12 protein-coding genes and 1 tRNA gene are annotated in these 15777 nt (G+C 65.7%); 3 read left to right on the top strand and 10 right to left on the bottom strand.

Features of this window, described 5'->3' with window-relative positions; genetic code table 11:
* Positions 1-11 precede the first annotated feature (11 nt).
* Complete coding sequence (locus AC5P9W_RS05035; RefSeq protein WP_206621287.1) at positions 12-1868, bottom strand: ATP-binding protein; 1857 nt, start codon at positions 1866-1868, stop codon at positions 12-14.
* A gap of 202 nt (positions 1869-2070) precedes the next feature.
* Entirely contained in the window at positions 2071-3447 is a 1377-nt protein-coding gene (gene radA / locus AC5P9W_RS05030; protein WP_019659272.1) for a DNA repair protein RadA, read from the bottom strand.
* A gap of 149 nt (positions 3448-3596) precedes the next feature.
* On the opposite strand from radA, the gene AC5P9W_RS05025 reads away from it, so the two are divergent.
* The gene (locus tag AC5P9W_RS05025) at positions 3597-5657 is read left to right on the top strand and encodes a putative bifunctional diguanylate cyclase/phosphodiesterase (RefSeq protein WP_206621288.1); all 2061 of its coding nucleotides are present in this window, start codon (positions 3597-3599) and stop codon (positions 5655-5657) included.
* A gap of 136 nt (positions 5658-5793) precedes the next feature.
* Here AC5P9W_RS05025 and cyoD read toward each other — a convergent pair whose 3' ends face one another.
* From cyoD to cyoA, 4 genes are read right to left on the bottom strand one after another with little or no spacing between them, the layout of a single operon-like run.
* Positions 5794-6135: a cytochrome o ubiquinol oxidase subunit IV gene (gene cyoD / locus AC5P9W_RS05020; protein ID WP_005415725.1), complete on the bottom strand. Its 342-nt coding sequence runs from the start codon at positions 6133-6135 to the stop codon at positions 5794-5796.
* On the bottom strand, positions 6135-6773 hold the full coding sequence (cyoC, locus tag AC5P9W_RS05015) for a cytochrome o ubiquinol oxidase subunit III (RefSeq protein ID WP_206621289.1): 639 nt from the start codon (positions 6771-6773) through the stop codon (positions 6135-6137). The genes cyoD and cyoC overlap by 1 nt, the downstream gene beginning before the upstream one ends.
* A complete protein-coding gene (cyoB, locus tag AC5P9W_RS05010; RefSeq protein ID WP_019659275.1) occupies positions 6770-8767 on the bottom strand; it encodes a cytochrome o ubiquinol oxidase subunit I in 1998 nt (665 codons plus the stop codon). The genes cyoC and cyoB overlap by 4 nt, the downstream gene beginning before the upstream one ends.
* A 2-nt stretch (positions 8768-8769) precedes the next feature.
* A complete protein-coding gene (gene cyoA / locus AC5P9W_RS05005) occupies positions 8770-9810 on the bottom strand; it encodes a ubiquinol oxidase subunit II (protein WP_014646391.1) in 1041 nt (346 codons plus the stop codon).
* 353 nt (positions 9811-10163) lie between these two features.
* On the opposite strand from cyoA, the gene AC5P9W_RS05000 reads away from it, so the two are divergent.
* Positions 10164-10799 carry a GyrI-like domain-containing protein gene (locus AC5P9W_RS05000; RefSeq protein ID WP_111201638.1) on the top strand — a complete coding sequence of 212 codons (636 nt, stop codon included), beginning with the start codon at positions 10164-10166 and terminating at the stop codon, positions 10797-10799.
* 20 nt (positions 10800-10819) lie between these two features.
* Entirely contained in the window at positions 10820-11152 is a 333-nt protein-coding gene (locus tag AC5P9W_RS04995; protein WP_111201639.1) for a hypothetical protein, read from the top strand.
* Positions 11153-11247: 95 nt separating this feature from the next.
* Here the strand turns inward: AC5P9W_RS04995 and AC5P9W_RS04990 are convergent.
* The 4 genes from AC5P9W_RS04990 to AC5P9W_RS04975 form a co-directional block, all read right to left on the bottom strand.
* Positions 11248-11323 (bottom strand) — tRNA-Thr (locus tag AC5P9W_RS04990).
* An 85-nt stretch (positions 11324-11408) separates the two neighbouring features.
* Positions 11409-11735 carry a hypothetical protein gene (locus AC5P9W_RS04985; protein WP_111201640.1) on the bottom strand — a complete coding sequence of 109 codons (327 nt, stop codon included), beginning with the start codon at positions 11733-11735 and terminating at the stop codon, positions 11409-11411.
* 51 nt (positions 11736-11786) lie between these two features.
* Positions 11787-12797: a 2-hydroxyacid dehydrogenase gene (locus AC5P9W_RS04980; protein ID WP_111201641.1), complete on the bottom strand. Its 1011-nt coding sequence runs from the start codon at positions 12795-12797 to the stop codon at positions 11787-11789.
* A 97-nt stretch (positions 12798-12894) separates the two neighbouring features.
* Positions 12895-15768: an autotransporter outer membrane beta-barrel domain-containing protein gene (locus AC5P9W_RS04975; RefSeq protein WP_111201642.1), complete on the bottom strand. Its 2874-nt coding sequence runs from the start codon at positions 15766-15768 to the stop codon at positions 12895-12897.
* Between the last annotated feature and the right edge of the window lie 9 nt (positions 15769-15777).

Raw genomic sequence — 15777 nt, 5'->3', positions numbered from 1 at the left:
AGGTGCGGTGCTCAGCGCAGCATCTGCTGCAGGGCACCGGCGATATCGGTAAACGCGCCGTTGAGATCCGGGCCGGGCGTAGCGTTCGCGCGTGCCAGCGGGCGGCCCTGCGCGGCGACGATGACTTTCAGCGAGCGCAGCAGGCGGGCTGCGGCCTCGGCCTGCGGATGGCCCTCGCGCTGGGCGCGCAACAGCGCCTGCACCGCCGGGTTGTCGAGGTTGAGGTACAGCCGCGATGGTGCGCGTGATTCGATGCGCGCGGTGAACTGGCGCGCCAGGCGCAGCGCCGCCATCGATACGCGCTTGTCGTTCTCGTCGTCTTCCAGGCGCTGCTTCAGCTCGGCCTCGCGGTCGGGCACCACCACCACCGGCAGCGCCTCCGGGCTGAAGCGTGCCGGCAGCAACTGTTCGCCGTCACCCAGTTGTTCGCGCAGCCAGGCCAGCTGCGCCTCGTCGAGGCTGTCATCACTGCGGAACAGCGCACGGTTGCCCTGCTCGGTACCCAGCTCGAGCAGGCGCAGGCCCTTGGCCTGTGCCCAGCGTCGCAGGAACGGCACCACCGCGTAGCGATGGCCATGCGCGACCGGTACGCCCATCGCGCGGAACAGCATCTCTTCAAAGCCACCGCCGTTGTCGAGGATGACATGCACGGCACCGCGCGCCGGCAACGCGCTGGCCGGCAGATCGCCCTGCGAGGTCGGCACCCGCACATGCTCCATCAGCAGTTCGAACAGGCGCTCATCGCACAGTGCCGCACCCAGCAGCGCCTCGTTGTGGCGGGTCAGCACGCGCCGCCAGGCTTCCGGCTGCTGTTTCGCGACGTCGGCCAGGCCGTCGATCAGCGCCTCCAGCAGTGCATGCTGCACCGCGCGGTACTGGTCATCGCGCTGCAGGTCTTCGCGGCTGGCGGTGGGCGTCAACCGCGAGGATTCGATCACCCCGCCGATGAAACCGGCCCACGGCGGCAGCAGGTCGCGCGCGTCGTCATCCAGCAGCATGCCGCGCACGAACACCGACAGGTTGCGGTTGTCGCTGGTGCCATAGGTGGCGCCGTCCTGCACCCACAGCAGGCCGGTGGCATCGCTGTTGCCATCGGCACGCAACGGCACGGTGACGATCGGCTCGAAATCATGCTCGAACCGCGCGGCGAACTGCAGCGCCTGGCGGCGGGCCTGCACCGGATGCACGGCAACATCCCCCTGACCGCGCCACGGTGGCGGCTCGGGATTGATCGCCTCGGTCGCAGCGCCAATGAAGATCGGCTCGGACAGCAGCGCGCAGTAGCGGCCCAGCACCTCGTGCAGGCGCGCCTCGTTGGCCAGCGGCAGGAAATCCGGATGCAGCTCCAGTTCCACCTCGGTGCCGACCGCACGTGCCGGCACTTCGCTTACCGTGTACTGCTCGGCATTGCTGGACACGTATAGATGGCCCAGGTCCGGGGTCTGGTACGAGGTGGTGCGCACGCTGACCCGGCGCGCCAGCACGAAGGCCGACAGGAACCCGAGGCCGAACATGCCGATCAGGCCCTCATCGTCCTCGCCGCCCTGGCGCAGGCCACGGGTATAGCCGACGCCGACGGTGGCCAGGTAATCGTGGATCTCCTGGCGGGTCAGGCCGGCACCGGTATCGGAGATGCGCAGCACGCCGGCACCGGCATCGACCTGCACCGAGATGCGCGACGGCACTGCGACGCCGGGCTGTTCGATGCGGCGGCGGATGATCGAGTCGTGCGCGTTCTGCACCAGTTCGCGCAGCGCCACCACCGGGGTGGAATACAGGTGCTTGCCCAGCACCGTCATCAGTCCATTGAGATCGACCCCGGCGCGACGGATCTCGGCGTTGGGGGCGGTGAGCGCGGTGTCCTGCATGTAATCGTTTACTCCTGGGCACGGAAAGACGCCAGAGGGCGTCTTCGTCGAGCGGGAAAAACTAGCACAGTGAAGCTGACCGTTACTGCATTGGACACTTGTAGAGCCGAGCCCATGCTCGGCTGCTGTTCGACCACCAGTCGAGCATGGCTCGACTCCACAGAAAGCAGCCGAGCGTGGGCTCGGCTCTACAGGGCTGGCATCACGCCGCGTCGATGGCCTCGGACAGGCGTTCTACCGCGATCACTTCCATGCCTTTCACCGAGCCGCCCTTGGGCGCGTTGGCCTTGGGCACGATGGCGCGCTTGAAACCATGGGTGGCCGCCTCGCGCAGGCGGTCCTCGCCATTGGGCACCGGGCGGATCTCGCCGGACAGGCCAACCTCGCCAAAGGCAATCGTCTTTTCCGCCAGCGGCCGATCCTGCAGCGACGACAGCACCGCCAGCAGCACCGGCAGGTCGGCGGCGGTCTCCTGCACGCGGATGCCGCCGACCACGTTGACGAACACGTCCTGGTCGCCGACCAGCACGCCGCCGTGCCGATGCAGCACCGCCAGCAGCATCGCCAGGCGGTTCTGCTCCAGGCCGACCGCGACACGGCGCGGGTTCGACAGCGGCGATGCATCGACCAGCGCCTGCACCTCCACCAGCAGGGGCCTCGTGCCCTCGCGGGTGACCATCACGCAGCTGCCCGGCTGATGGGTGCTGCCGCCGGACAGGAAGATGGCCGATGGATTGGAGACTTCCTTCAGGCCCTTGTCCCCCATCGCGAACACGCCCAGTTCGTTCACCGCACCAAACCGGTTCTTGAAGGCGCGCAACAGGCGGAAGCGGCTGCCGCTCTCGCCTTCGAAGTACAGCACCGCATCAACCATGTGCTCCAGCACGCGCGGGCCGGCGATGCCGCCCTCCTTGGTGACGTGGCCGACCAGGAACACCGCAGTGCCGGTTTCCTTGGCAAAGCGCACCAGCCGTGCCGCGCTCTCGCGCACCTGGCTTACGGAGCCGGGCGCCGCGGTCAGCGTTTCGGTCCACAGGGTCTGCACCGAGTCGGCCACGATCAGCCGCGGGCCGGCCTTGGCCGCGTGCTGCAGGATCGACTCGACGCCGGTCTCGGCCAGCGCATTGACGCCGTCCAGCGGCAGCTCCAGGCGATGCGCACGGCCAGCCACCTGGGCCAGCGACTCCTCGCCGGTGACGTACAGCACTGGCAGTTCAGCGGCCATCTTCGCCACCGCCTGCAGCAGTAGCGTCGACTTGCCGATGCCCGGGTCGCCGCCCACCAGCACCACCGCGCCTTCGACCAGGCCGCCGCCCAGCACGCGATCGAACTCGCCGATGCCGGTGGAGACCCGGCGATGCTCGGTCTGCTCCACGTCTTTCAGCGCGGTGATCTTCGGCGGGTCGATCTTCCCGGCCCAGCCGGCCCGCCGCGAGGCCGGCGCCTTGGCCGCCGCCGCGCTCTCCAGCACGATCTCCGACAACGAGTTCCAGGCGTTGCACTCGGTGCACTGCCCCTGCCACTTGCTGAATTCGGCGCCGCATTCATTGCAGACGTAGGCGGTGCGGGCTTTTGCCATCGGATGATTTCCAGCAATGGGAACAGGCGTGGCAGGATAGCCGAGCCGGGTCGCAGGTGCTGCGACCGCTCAAGTCCCGTCCACCCGCGCCGATAGCTGTCGCGGGCGTGCGCCTTGCGGGCGCCCCTCCCTCTCCCTCTGGATTCAACATGACTGGCAGTTACAGTCAGAGCCTGGTCGCCATCTCGCTGCTGGTGGCCATTTTTGCTTCGTACACGGCGCTGGACATGGCCGGCCGCCTGGCCACGGCCGAGGGGCGCGTGGCACGCTGGTGGCTGGCGGGTGGCGCGGCGGCCATGGGCCTGGGGATCTGGTCGATGCATTTCATCGGCATGCTGGCCTTCGACCTGCCGATTCCGGTCGGCTACGACCTGGGCATCACCCTGTACTCGCTGGCCGTCTCGATCGGCGCTTCGGCCTATGCGCTGTGGCTGGTGTCGCGCCCCAGCCTGCCGTGGCGGCGGCTGCTGGCCGGTGCGGTACTGATGGGCCTGGGCATTGCCACCATGCACTACCTGGGCATGGCCGCGATGCGCATGCAGCCGGGCATCGACTATCACCCCGGCTGGTTCGCCGCCTCCATTGCGGTGGCCATCGGTGCCGCAGGTGCAGCGTTGTGGATCGCCTTCCGGCTGCGCGCCGAGCAGCGCAACACCCTGCTGCTGCGCGCGCTCGCATCGCTGGTGATGGGCCTGGCCATCGTCGGCATGCATTACACCGGCATGGCGGCGGCGCGCTTCCCCGAAGGCAGCATCTGTGGCGCCGTCGGCAGCGGCGGCGTCGACACGCGCTGGCTGGCGGTGCTGGTGATCGTCACCACCGTGGCCACGCTGGGCATCGCCCTGGTGGCCTCGCTGTTCGACCGGCAGATGCGCGTGCGCACCGGGCTGCTGGCCGATTCGCTGGCGCACGCCAACGACAAGCTGATCCAGGCGGCACTGCACGACCCGTTGACCCAGCTGCCCAACCGCATGCTGCTGCAGGACCGCATCGAGCAGGCCATCGAGAAGGCGCGGCGCCGCAATCATGCGGTGGCGGTGATGTTCTGCGACCTGGATGGTTTCAAGGCGGTCAATGATGCTTATGGCCACCAGCTTGGCGACCGCCTGCTGGTGGCGGTGGCGCAGCGCATCGGCGGCCTGCTGCGCCCGCAGGACACGTTCGCCCGCCTCGGCGGCGACGAGTTCGTGATCGTGCTGGCCATCGATATTCCCGACGATGCGGTGGTGGTGGCCGAGCGCATCATTGCCGCCGCCGGTGAGCCGTTCACGCTGGATGCGGCCGAACTGCAGGTCAGCGCCAGCCTGGGCATCGCCCTGTACCCGGACGACGCCAGCAATGAGCGCGAACTGATGGCGCACGCCGATGCGGCGATGTACCACACCAAGGAAACCGGGCGGAACGGCTATACCTTCTTCACTCCCTCGATGCAGCTCAGTGCCAATCGCCAGCTGCGCCTGCTGCAGGACCTGCGCAAGGCCATCGCCCGCAACGAACTGATCCTGCATTACCAGCCCAAATTCCCGGCCGCGGGCGCACCGGCTACCGGCGCCGAAGCGCTGCTGCGCTGGCAGCACCCGGAGCTGGGGCTGCTGGCGCCGGATGTGTTCATTCCGATCGCCGAACGCAGCGGACTGATCCTCCCCATCGGCGACTGGGTGCTGGACCGCGCCTGTGCACAGCTGCGCGCCTGGCATGACGCCGGCCACGCAGACTGGTCGATGGCGGTGAACCTGTCGCCGTTGCAGTTCGCCTCGCCGGCGCTTCTGGACAGCGTGCGCGAAGTACTGCAGCGGCATCGGATCGAACCGGCCCGGCTGACCCTGGAGATCACCGAGACCACCGCGATGAAGGACGTCGATGCCAGCCTGGCCATCCTCAACGACCTGACCACGATGGGCGTGCACATCGCCATCGACGACTTCGGCACCGGCTATTCCAGCCTGCTGTACCTCAAGCGCATGCCGGCCACCGAACTGAAGATCGACCGCGCGTTCGTTCGTGACCTGGAATGCAACGACGAAGATGCCGCCATCGTGTCGTCGATCATTGCGCTGGGCCGCACCCTGCAGTTGCAGGTGGTGGCCGAAGGCGTGGAAACGCAGGCGCAGCGCGAGTACCTGAGCGAGCTGGGCTGCGACCAGCTGCAGGGCTACCACCTGGGCCGGCCGATGGAGGCAGAGGAATTCCTGCGCCGGGTGGCAGGGTAAAGCCGGCCGCTGGCCGGCTTCCCGCGATTGCCGGCCAGCGGCCGGCACTACCACCGCGCGTGGCATTCCCGGTGGGCGCGACAAACAGAAAGGCCGCCCGAGGGCGGCCTTTCTGCGTGGCAACGTCGCGAGGACGTCAGTGCATCATGTGCACGTTCATGTTGTGCATGACCCACAGGGTGCCGATCACGATGATGCCGATCACCACGACGGTGAAGGCCGCCGCGTTGACGTTCCAGCGGCTTTCCGAAGAGCGGTCCAGGTGCAGGAAGAACACCAGGTGGACCAGCATCTGCAGCACCGCGGTGACCGCGATCACCACACCGTTGACGGTGCGCGAGAAATCGCCCGACATCACCATCCAGAACGGGATGACGGTCAGCACCACCGCCAGCACGAAGCCGATCAGGTACGACTTCACGCTGCCGTGGCTTTCGCCGCCGGTGCCGTGGTCGTGTGCATGGTTGTCATGTGCCATTACAGCGCTCCATTGAGGTAGACGACGGAGAACACGCCGATCCAGATCAGGTCCAGGAAGTGCCAGAACAGGCTCAGGCACGCCATGCGGGTCTTGTTGGTCGCGGTCAGGCCGTGCTTTTTCAGCTGCACGAACATCACCAGCAGCCACAGCAGGCCCGCGCTGACGTGCAGGCCGTGGGTACCGACCAGGGCGAAGAACGCCGACAGGAAGGCACTGCGGTCCGGACCGTAGCCCTGATGGATCAGATGCTGGAACTCCCACACTTCCATGCACATGAAGCCGAAGCCCAGCAGCCAGGTGATGCCCAGCCACAGGTACATCTGGCCCATCTGCTTGCGGTGCATGGCAATCATGCCCAGGCCGAAGGTCAGCGACGAGGTCAGCAGCAGCGCGGTTTCCCACGCCACGAACGGCAGCTCGAACAGGTCCTTCGCGGTGGGGCCACCATCGGTACCGCCTGCCAGCACCACGTAGGTGGCGAACAGCGAGGCGAAGATGAGGCAGTCGCTCATCAGGTACACCCAGAAACCGAAGACGGTGTTGCCGCCGGTGTCGTGGTGCTCGTGGTCGTCATGGCCATGGGCCGCCGCGTGTGCGGCGTGCCCGTGGCTCAGGGTCGAGGTATTGGTGCTCATGCCTTCAGCTCCGACTTCACCAGGCCCTGGGCTTCCAGGTGCTTGCGGTGTGCGTTCTCGATGCGTTCCACCTCGGCGGCCGGGACCCAGTAGTCCACGTCCTGGTCGAAGGTGCGGTAGATGAACGTGGCGATCATGCCGACGAAGCCGACGATGGCCAGCCACCAGATGTGCCAGATCATCGCGAAGCCGAACACCAGGCTGAAGGCACCGATGACAACGCCCGTGCCGGTGTTGCGCGGCATGTGGATGTCGGTGTACTTGGCCGGCTTCGGCCAGGCTTCACCACGCTGCTTGCGTTCCCAGAAATCGTCCAGCTCGGTGACGTCCGGCAGGGTCGCGAAGTTGTAGAAGGCCGGCGGCGAGGAGGTTTCCCACTCCAGCGTACGGGCATCCCACGGGTCACCGGTCAGGTCCACGGTCTTCTTGCGGTCGCGGATCGACACGGCCACCTGGATGATCTGGCACAGGATGCCGGCGCCGACGATGAACGCACCGCAGGCAGCAACCAGCAGCAGCGGCTCGTAGGCCGGGTTGACGGTGCTCTGCAGGCGACGGGTCATGCCCATGAAGCCCAGCACGTACATCGGCATGAAGGTCACGTAGAAGCCGATGAACCAGCACCAGAACGCGCACTTGCCCCAGAACTCATTGAGGCGGAAGCCGAACATCTTCGGCCACCAGTAAGTGATGCCGGCGAACATGCCGAACACCACGCCGCCGATGATGACGTTGTGGAAGTGGGCGATCAGGAACAGGCTGTTGTGCAGCACGAAGTCGATGGCCGGGATCGCCAGCATCACGCCGGTCATGCCGCCGATGACGAAGGTGACCATGAAGCCGATGGTCCACAGCACCGGGGTGGTGAAGTGCACGCGACCGCGGAACATGGTGAACAGCCAGTTGAAGATCTTCACGCCGGTCGGGATCGAGATGATCATCGTCGTGATGCCGAAGAAGGCATTGACGTTGGCACCCGAGCCCATGGTGAAGAAGTGGTGCAGCCACACGATGAACGACAGCACGCCGATGCAGGCGGTGGCGTAGACCATGCCCTTGTAGCCGAACAGCGCCTTGCGCGAGAACGTGGCGATGACTTCGGAGAACACACCGAACGCCGGCAGGACCAGGATGTACACCTCCGGGTGACCCCAGATCCAGATCAGGTTGATGTACAGCATGGCGTTGCCGCCACCATCATTGGTGAAGAAGTGCGTACCCAGGTAACGATCCAGGGTCAGCAGCACCAGGGTGATGGTCAGCACCGGGAAGGCAGCGACGATCAGCACGTTGGTCACCAGGGCAGTCCAGGTGAACACCGGCATCTGCATCAGCTTCATGCTGGGGGTACGCATCTTCAGGATGGTGATGAAGAAGTTGATACCACTCAGCGTGGTACCCAAACCCGCCACCTGCAGGCCCCAGATGTAGTAGTCCATGCCGACGCTTGGACTGTATTCGATACCCGACAACGGCGGGAACGCCAGCCAGCCGGTGGCGGCGAACTCACCGATCCACAGCGACAGCATGATCAGCACCGCGCCCGCCACGAACAGCCAGAAGCTGAGCGAGTTGACGAACGGGAACGCAACGTCACGCGCACCGATCTGCAGCGGCACGGCCAGGTTCATCAGGCCGGTGATCAGCGGCATCGCCACGAAGAAGATCATGATCACGCCGTGGGCGGTGAAGATCTGGTCGTAGTGGTGCGGCGGCAGGTAGCCCTCGGACCCGCCGACGGCGAGCGCCTGCTGGGTGCGCATCATGATGGCGTCGGAGAAGCCGCGCAGCAGCATGACGAAGGCGACGATGAGGTACATCACGCCGATCTTCTTGTGGTCCACCGAGGTGAACCACTCCTTCCACAGATAGCCCCACAGCTTGAACTTGGTGATCAGGGCGACGACGCCCAGGCCACCCAGCACCGCGCCGACCAGGGTGGTCAGCACGATCGGATCGTGGGGGATCGACTCAAGAGAGAGTTTTCCCAACATGTTCATTCTCCCGAACCCGCGTGGCCGGCATGGCCTGCGTGTTCGTGTTCGTTGGCATCCAGGTTTTCACCCGATTCCTTGGAATCATGCGCATCACTGGGGGCGTGGCCCTCGTGCGCTTCATGGGTGGCGGCGTCGGCAGCGGCGGCACCGGCATGCGAGTGCTTCATGCCGTAATGCTTGTTGTCGCCCATGTGCTTGGCGATGACCCAGTCGAACAGGCCTTCTTCGGTCTTGCCGAAGTAGGTGACCGGATACCACTCGGCGTTGCGTGCTTCGCCCAGGGCCTTGAACGAGGCCTTGTCCAGGGTCTGCTCGCCGGCGCGGACCTGGTCCAGCCACTGGCGGTATTCGGCATCGGTGACCGAGTAGGCGGTGAAGTGCATCTTGGCGAAGCCCGCGCCGCTGTAGTGCGAAGACATGCCCGGGAATTCACCGGTCTCGTTGGCGATCAGGTGGAGCTTGGTCTCCATCGCAGCCATCGAGTAGATCATGCTGCCCAGGTGCGGGATGAAGAACGCATTCATCACCGAATCGGACGTGATCTTGAAGTTCAGCGGCGTGTTGACCGGGAACTTGATTTCGTTGACGACCGCCACCTTCTCTTCCGGATAGATGAACAGCCACTTCCAGTCCAGCGAGATCGCCTCGATGGTGACCGGCTTGACGTCCGAATCCAGCGGACGGTACGGATCCAGTGCGTGCGACGAGCGCCAGGTCAGGACCGCCAGGACCAGCACGATCATGCACGGGATCGACCACACCACCACCTCGATCGCCGTCGAGTGGGACCACTTCGGCTCGTAACGGGCCTTGGTGTTGGAGGCGCGATACTTCCACGCGAACGTCAGGGTCATGATGATGACCGGGATGACGACCAGCAGCATGAGCACGGTGGCCGTGATCAGCAGGGTCTTCTCATCCTGGCCGATCTGGCCCTTCGGACTGAGGATGGCCACGGCATCGCAGCCGGTGAGCATCACCAGCAACGACAGCAGCAGGCCCGGGCGCAACCAGCGCCCAAGGGTTTTCAACGGAATCATCGGTCGATCCAATTGCGAGGGAATGCCGTTCCCCGTCCCTGCCTGTTCCGGCCAAAGCCGGTCCCACCGGTCCGGAAGACAGGCAGGGAGGTGGGGTCGAGTCAGCCTTTCAATTTTAGGCCGTCACCCACCATTTAAGAAAGGCATTGACAATGATCGAGCGCAGGAAAGGCCCGATTCTGGCTGCGACACGTTGTCGCACCGCGCACGCGCGGCGGGCAGGACGCCCGCGGGCGGCATCCTGGCATCAGGTGCTGGCCGGCAGTCCGCCCTCGTTCGGCAAAGTCACCTGAACCTGTTCAGGCGTGCTGGCGGGTGCCTGGCGTGGGATGCTCGGCGCAGGAGGAAGGCCCGTGGACAAGATCGACTTCAAGAAGCGCGACCGGGCGTTCTATCAACCGCCCGCCGGCAGGTTCGTACGCGTGGATGTACCGCCCATTCCCTACGTGATGGTCGATGGTCGCGGCGACCCGAACACGGCCCCCGCCTACCTGCAGGCCGTGCAGTGGCTGTATTCGGTGAGCTATGCACTGAAGTTCGCGCTGAAGGCCGAAGGGCGCGACTACGTGGTGCCACCGCTGGAGGCGCTTTGGAGTGCCGAGGACCCGGCCAGCTTCGTCGCACGGCGCAAGGATGAGTGGGCCTGGACCGTAATGATCCGCACGCCTGAGGGCATCGGCCCCGCACTGTGGCAGGCCGCGATCGGCAAGGCGCGCACGAAGCTGCGGGACGCGCCGCCCAGCCTTCGCCATCAGATCCTTGCCGAGGGCCCCAGCCTGCAGACCTTGCATGTAGGCGCCTACGACGACGAAGGCCCCATCCTGGCGCAGCTGCATGACGAAGTGATGCCCGCACTGGGATACACCTTTGCCGGGTCCCATCATGAGATCTACCTCAGCGACCCACGCAGGACCGAGGCGGCGCGGTTGAAGACCGTGCTGCGGCAGCCGGTGCGGCCGATCGGGCCTGATGAGGATTCCCGCAGATGACACAAGGCACAAGGAATGCCATGCGCCTGATCAGCCGACTGCTGCACTGGACCACCGTGCCCGCCGGGCGCCGCCTGATGGCCGTGCTGGGTGCTGCACTGGTAATCGTGCTGGCCTGCAATCCGGATCTGCTGCCGTTGCTGCCGGTGGTGGATGCGCTGGGGCTGGACGTGCTGATGCTGTTGCTGGGTGCGCAGGTGGTGGCGGTACTGCCTTGGGTGCGGGAGCGGGCCGCGCGCGGGATCAGAGTGCTTGCACGCCTGATGATCGGTGCATTGGCGGGAGCTGCAGGTGGTTATCTCCGGCAGCTGGCGTGGTGGCTGGCGAAGGATGCAGGGATGACGAGGCGTTGATGAAGGCTTGCAGCCTTCAGTGAGGTGGCCATCCAAGGATCACCGGCGGGCGCAAACAAAAAGCCCCAACCAAGGCCGGGGCTTTTCATTGCAACTGGTGCCGGAAACAGGAGTCGAACCTGCGACCTACGCATTACGAATGCGCCGCTCTACCAACTGAGCTATTCCGGCCTAGCTGGGCATTGTAGGACTACGAGCAACATGCGGTCAATGGCCGCGCATCTACCCTCTTCATGGGCCAACAAGCCGCTACCAGCTACTGATAGTGGCTTTCACGGATGACCTTGGAACATCGCTGGTCGAGATCAACATGAAATGACTTCAGTCCACCTTCTGGCAGCAGAACCCTGTCATGGACGTGCTGGACCGAGAAGCCAATATCTGCGGTGCCGGAAGACTCCTCCGCAATCCGATACATCTCCCGTTTCCATCCCCTCGTCTCTTGAACGTAAGTCTCGATTGTTGTCACGCATCGTTCTAGCCCTTCCCACCCCTTCTCGCCTCGGGACTCCTCCGCTGCACAGCCGCCCGCCATCAGCAATGGAAACAGCAGCCCAACTTTCAAGGTGACTAAGCGTTTCATCTGCGCCCCTCAATGATAGGTATGAAAACGCACACCCCTCATGACTTCCAATCATCTCAGCGATGTCTCCACCCGGTTCGCACACACCCGCCCCTCGGCGAAATCCCGCAGGTTCCCCAGCGTGATTGCCGATATCTCCTGCAGCGCCTCTACGGTGAAGAAGCCCTGGTGGCCGGTCACCAGCACGTTGGGGAAGGTCATCAGGCGCTGGAAGGCCTCGTCGTCGATGATCTCGCCGGACAGGTCCTGGAAGAACAGCGCGCTTTCCTGCTCGTAGACGTCGATGGCCAGATGACCCAGCCGCCGTGACTTCAGCGCGCGGATCACCGCATGGGTATCGACCAGCCCGCCGCGCGAGGTGTTGACCAGCATCGCGCCGGTCTTCATCCGCGCAAGCGAGGCGTCGTTGATCAGATGCTGGGTATCGGGTGTCAGCGGGCAATGCAGCGACACGATATCGGCGCGCGCCAGCAGTTCATCCAGCCCAACCATGTCGCCCACGCCGGCGAAGGCCGGCGATGGATACGGGTCATGCCCCAGCACGGTGCAGCCCATGCCGTGGAAGATGCGCGCGGTGGCCAGGCCGATCTTGCCGGTGCCGACGATGCCGACCGTGCGCCCATGCAGAGTGCGGCCGAGCAGGCCATCGAGCATGAAGTTGCCCTCGCGCACGCGATTGTAGGCGCGATGGGTCTGCCGGTTGAGCGTCATCACCAGCGCCAGCGCGTGCTCGGCCACGGCTTCGGGGGAATAGGCCGGCACCCGTGCGACGAACAGCTCCAGCGCTTTCGCGGTGGCCAGGTCCACATTGTTGAAGCCGGCGCAGCGCAGCAGGATGGCGCGTACGCCCAGCGCATGCAACGCGTGCAGAACCGGCGCGTCCAGGCGATCGTTGACGAACACGCAGACGGCGGCGCAGTCCTGTGCCAGCGCTGCGGTATGCACGTCCAGCGCGGCATCGAAGTACACGAATGCAAAGCCCTGCCCGGCCGCATCGCGCTGGTTGGCCTCGTCGAGGAAGCGACGATCGTAGGGGCGGGCACTGAAAACGGCGATCTGCATGGACGGGCCTGGCGGGAATTCCCTGCCGACCATACCGCAGCACCTGCCCTGATGGGATGGCCCCGGCGATACGGATATCGCCGGGGCCGAGTGCCCTTTAGAACCGGTAGCCCAGGCCCAGCATCACGCCGTTCTGGATCTGCCCATCGCGGCGTTCGCCCACGTAGTCGGCCATGATCGACAGGCGCTCGCTGGCACGGCTGGTCACGCCCAGGTTCCAGGCCAGCACCTGCTCGCCCACGGCCTGGCTGCTGGCACCAAACACCAGGTCCGGGGCCGCAGCAAAGCCGGTGCTGTAGCGCGCCTGCGAATCGCCCAGCTCCTTCTGCCAGACCACGCGCGCGCGCGGGGTAATGCGCTCACCGTTGTTGCCTTCGAAGGTCTTGAACAGCTGCAGGCCCGCACCCACGCGAATGCTCTCCAGGCTGCCGCTGCGGCCCACCAGCGCACCGGCGCCCTGCCCTTCATTGAAACGGGTGGCCGAGGTCCGTGCGTAGTCCACCACCGGCAGCAGCGGCTGGATCACCAGGCCATTGCCGGTGGTGAACGAGAACGCATGTTCAACACGTGCGGAGATCGCATCGTTGCTGTACTTCGCGCGCAGAGGCTGCTGCAGCCCATCAATGCCGCCGACACCGCGGCGGGTGTCATGCCGCAGGTCGGTGTAGCGCACGGCCGCCGACAGATAGCCCCGCGAATAGGTCGCGTCCAGATAGCCCCCCACGTCCAGCGCGCGCACGTCTCCGCTGAATTCGGAGCCATCGCTGGCCTTGGTCGACATGTCGGCCGCTGCCACGCTGACGCCAAGGGTGACGCGGTCATCGGCCACGCGGGTGTCGGCACCGACCACGATGCCACCGATGTTGTGGCTCAGGCCGGCCACGCCGCCGTCGGCATCGATGCGGCCATGACTGGCGAAACCGCGCGCCCACAGGCCACGGCTGCGACCCGCCACGCGGCTGTCGCCAGCACCCTCGCCCACCGGCTCGACCAGATGCATGGCCAACTGGTTGAACAGGCTGCCATGGCGCATGCCTGGCTGCGCCGAGACCGACTGCGCCGCCTGCGAGGCCAGGCCATCGGCATCGCCGCCACTACGCATCGCTGCCTGGTGCTGCTGCACGACGTTGCCGATGCGGCCGATCAGTGCATTATCGGCCAGTCGCAGGCTGGCGTGCGCATCACCGCGCAAGGCGCCAGCCTGCTGTGCGATCACATCACGGTCAGCGAACTGCAGCGCGCCGAGCAACGACTTCAGGCCGCTGTCCTGGCGGTCCGATGCAGCGGCCAGCGCGCGCCCCAGGCCGTCGCCGGAGGTGCCGTTGGCGAACAGGCCCAGCTGATCGAAGCCCGGGTTGGCGGTCAGCCACAGGCCATCGGCGGTCTGGTTGACGTTGAAGCTGAGCAGCGAATTGTGGCGCGGGCGGAACACTTCACCGGCCGTGATGCTGGCGCTGTAACCGGCATCGCCCAGCCGCACGGCATCCTGGAAGCCCCCCTGGTAGATCGGTCCTTCCACCAGGTCGCGACGGTAGGTGCCGGCATAGAAGCCCTGGGCGACGTTCAACGCCAGGTGTGCGCCCTGCGCGATCACCAGCGCGCCCTCCTCGGAGCCGCCATCGTAGAAGCTGCCCACGCGCAGGCGGCCACTGCCGGTACCACCGGTTTCGGTAACGTCGAACAGCACCTGCCCGCCGGGCATGATGTTGACGTAGCCGTGGGTCACCAGATCACCACCACGCGGCATCAGCGTGCCGAACACGCGCAGGCGGTTGAAGCCGTCTTCGCGGTAGGACGGGCCGGTGCCATCCAGCAACGCATCGCTGTCGGTGCCGACCGATGCGATATCACCGTGGCCGACCACGATGCTGCCCGGCATCACCCGCAGTTCGGGGGTGCGCAGCGCACCACCCTCCAATGCGATGGTGCCGTTGTCCACCAGAATGAAATCGGCGCCGGTGGTTTCGGCGGTGCGCCAGGTGGCGCCGTTGCTGACACGGATCACGCCCGCCGAACTGCCCAGGGTGGACGCATCCAGATCGGCCAGCCGCAACTGGCCGCGCAGCTCTTCCTGGAGGTCGGGATCGGCGAGCAGCTGTTGCAGCGACTGCGTGCCGATGCCGTTCGGCCCCCGCGTGGAGACGTTGTACAGGCTCACCGCGTAGTTGATGTAGGTGCTGGCCCAGTCGGTGTTCCAGCGCGCGAAATCGTCGTCGACGAAGGCCTGCAGCTGGCGCGCGGTGCGCAGGTAGCCCGGGTTGATGTCGCCGCTGACGTTGCTGGTGACACGGAGGGTGTCGCCCGGATCGCGATAGCCTGCCGTGTTGATGATGTTGTTGCCGCGGATGCCCTGGCCCGGGAACGACTCCAGCTTGCTGCCGCTGCCATCCGGATCGAAGGTGACCGACGTACCCGTGGTGCGCGCCGGGTCGCGGAATACCAGCAGGCCATTGGGTTGAACCACTTCATACATCGCCTTGTGCAACAGGCCCGCATCCATGCCGCCGCCGTAGTTGCCTGTGTAGATCTGGGTCATGCGCGCTGACGGCGCATAGGTGATCTTGCCGCCACTGCTCGCGGCATGGATCTGCACCGAGTCGACCAGTGGTAGATCGCCGCCGAGGTAACGGTTGACGCCACCGGACTGCATGATCGAGCAGGACGAGATGCAGTGGCCGGACACGATGGTGTCCAAGCCCTGGGTGCGGATCACCGCCTGCAGCCACTCGCCGGCGATCAGCGCGCCACCATTGGATGTGCGCAGCACGACTTCGCGGATCGGACGGCCTTCAGCCTGTGCCTTGGCCAGCAGCGCGGGCAGCGCCACCACATCGGCAACGGTGACGCCGCCGCTGAGGAAGACGCGATCGTCCCGCACGTGATAATTCATTGCCATGACGTCATCAACCGCCGCCATGGCGGTGATGCCCATCAGCCCGGCCAGGGCCAGGCTCAACTTCGAACGCTTCATGTGTTCTCT

It is taken from the genome of Stenotrophomonas sp. YJH_SMC_33, from assembly GCF_059372295.1.
The sequence above is the reverse complement of the archived record's forward strand: the minus strand, read 5'-3'. Positions and strand labels throughout refer to the sequence as shown.

Coding starts and splice junctions, on each gene's coding strand:
- cyoC (WP_206621289.1), bottom strand. CDS start 6,773: ATGAGCACCAATACCTCGACCCTGAGCCACGGGCACGCCGCACACGCG.
- cyoA (WP_014646391.1), bottom strand. CDS start 9,810: ATGATTCCGTTGAAAACCCTTGGGCGCTGGTTGCGCCCGGGCCTGCTG.
- AC5P9W_RS04980 (WP_111201641.1), bottom strand. CDS start 12,797: ATGCAGATCGCCGTTTTCAGTGCCCGCCCCTACGATCGTCGCTTCCTC.
- cyoD (WP_005415725.1), bottom strand. CDS start 6,135: ATGGCACATGACAACCATGCACACGACCACGGCACCGGCGGCGAAAGC.
- AC5P9W_RS04975 (WP_111201642.1), bottom strand. CDS start 15,768: ATGAAGCGTTCGAAGTTGAGCCTGGCCCTGGCCGGGCTGATGGGCATC.
- AC5P9W_RS05025 (WP_206621288.1), top strand. CDS start 3,597: ATGACTGGCAGTTACAGTCAGAGCCTGGTCGCCATCTCGCTGCTGGTG.
- radA (WP_019659272.1), bottom strand. CDS start 3,447: ATGGCAAAAGCCCGCACCGCCTACGTCTGCAATGAATGCGGCGCCGAA.
- AC5P9W_RS04985 (WP_111201640.1), bottom strand. CDS start 11,735: ATGAAACGCTTAGTCACCTTGAAAGTTGGGCTGCTGTTTCCATTGCTG.
- AC5P9W_RS05035 (WP_206621287.1), bottom strand. CDS start 1,868: ATGCAGGACACCGCGCTCACCGCCCCCAACGCCGAGATCCGTCGCGCC.
- cyoB (WP_019659275.1), bottom strand. CDS start 8,767: ATGTTGGGAAAACTCTCTCTTGAGTCGATCCCCCACGATCCGATCGTG.
- AC5P9W_RS04995 (WP_111201639.1), top strand. CDS start 10,820: ATGCGCCTGATCAGCCGACTGCTGCACTGGACCACCGTGCCCGCCGGG.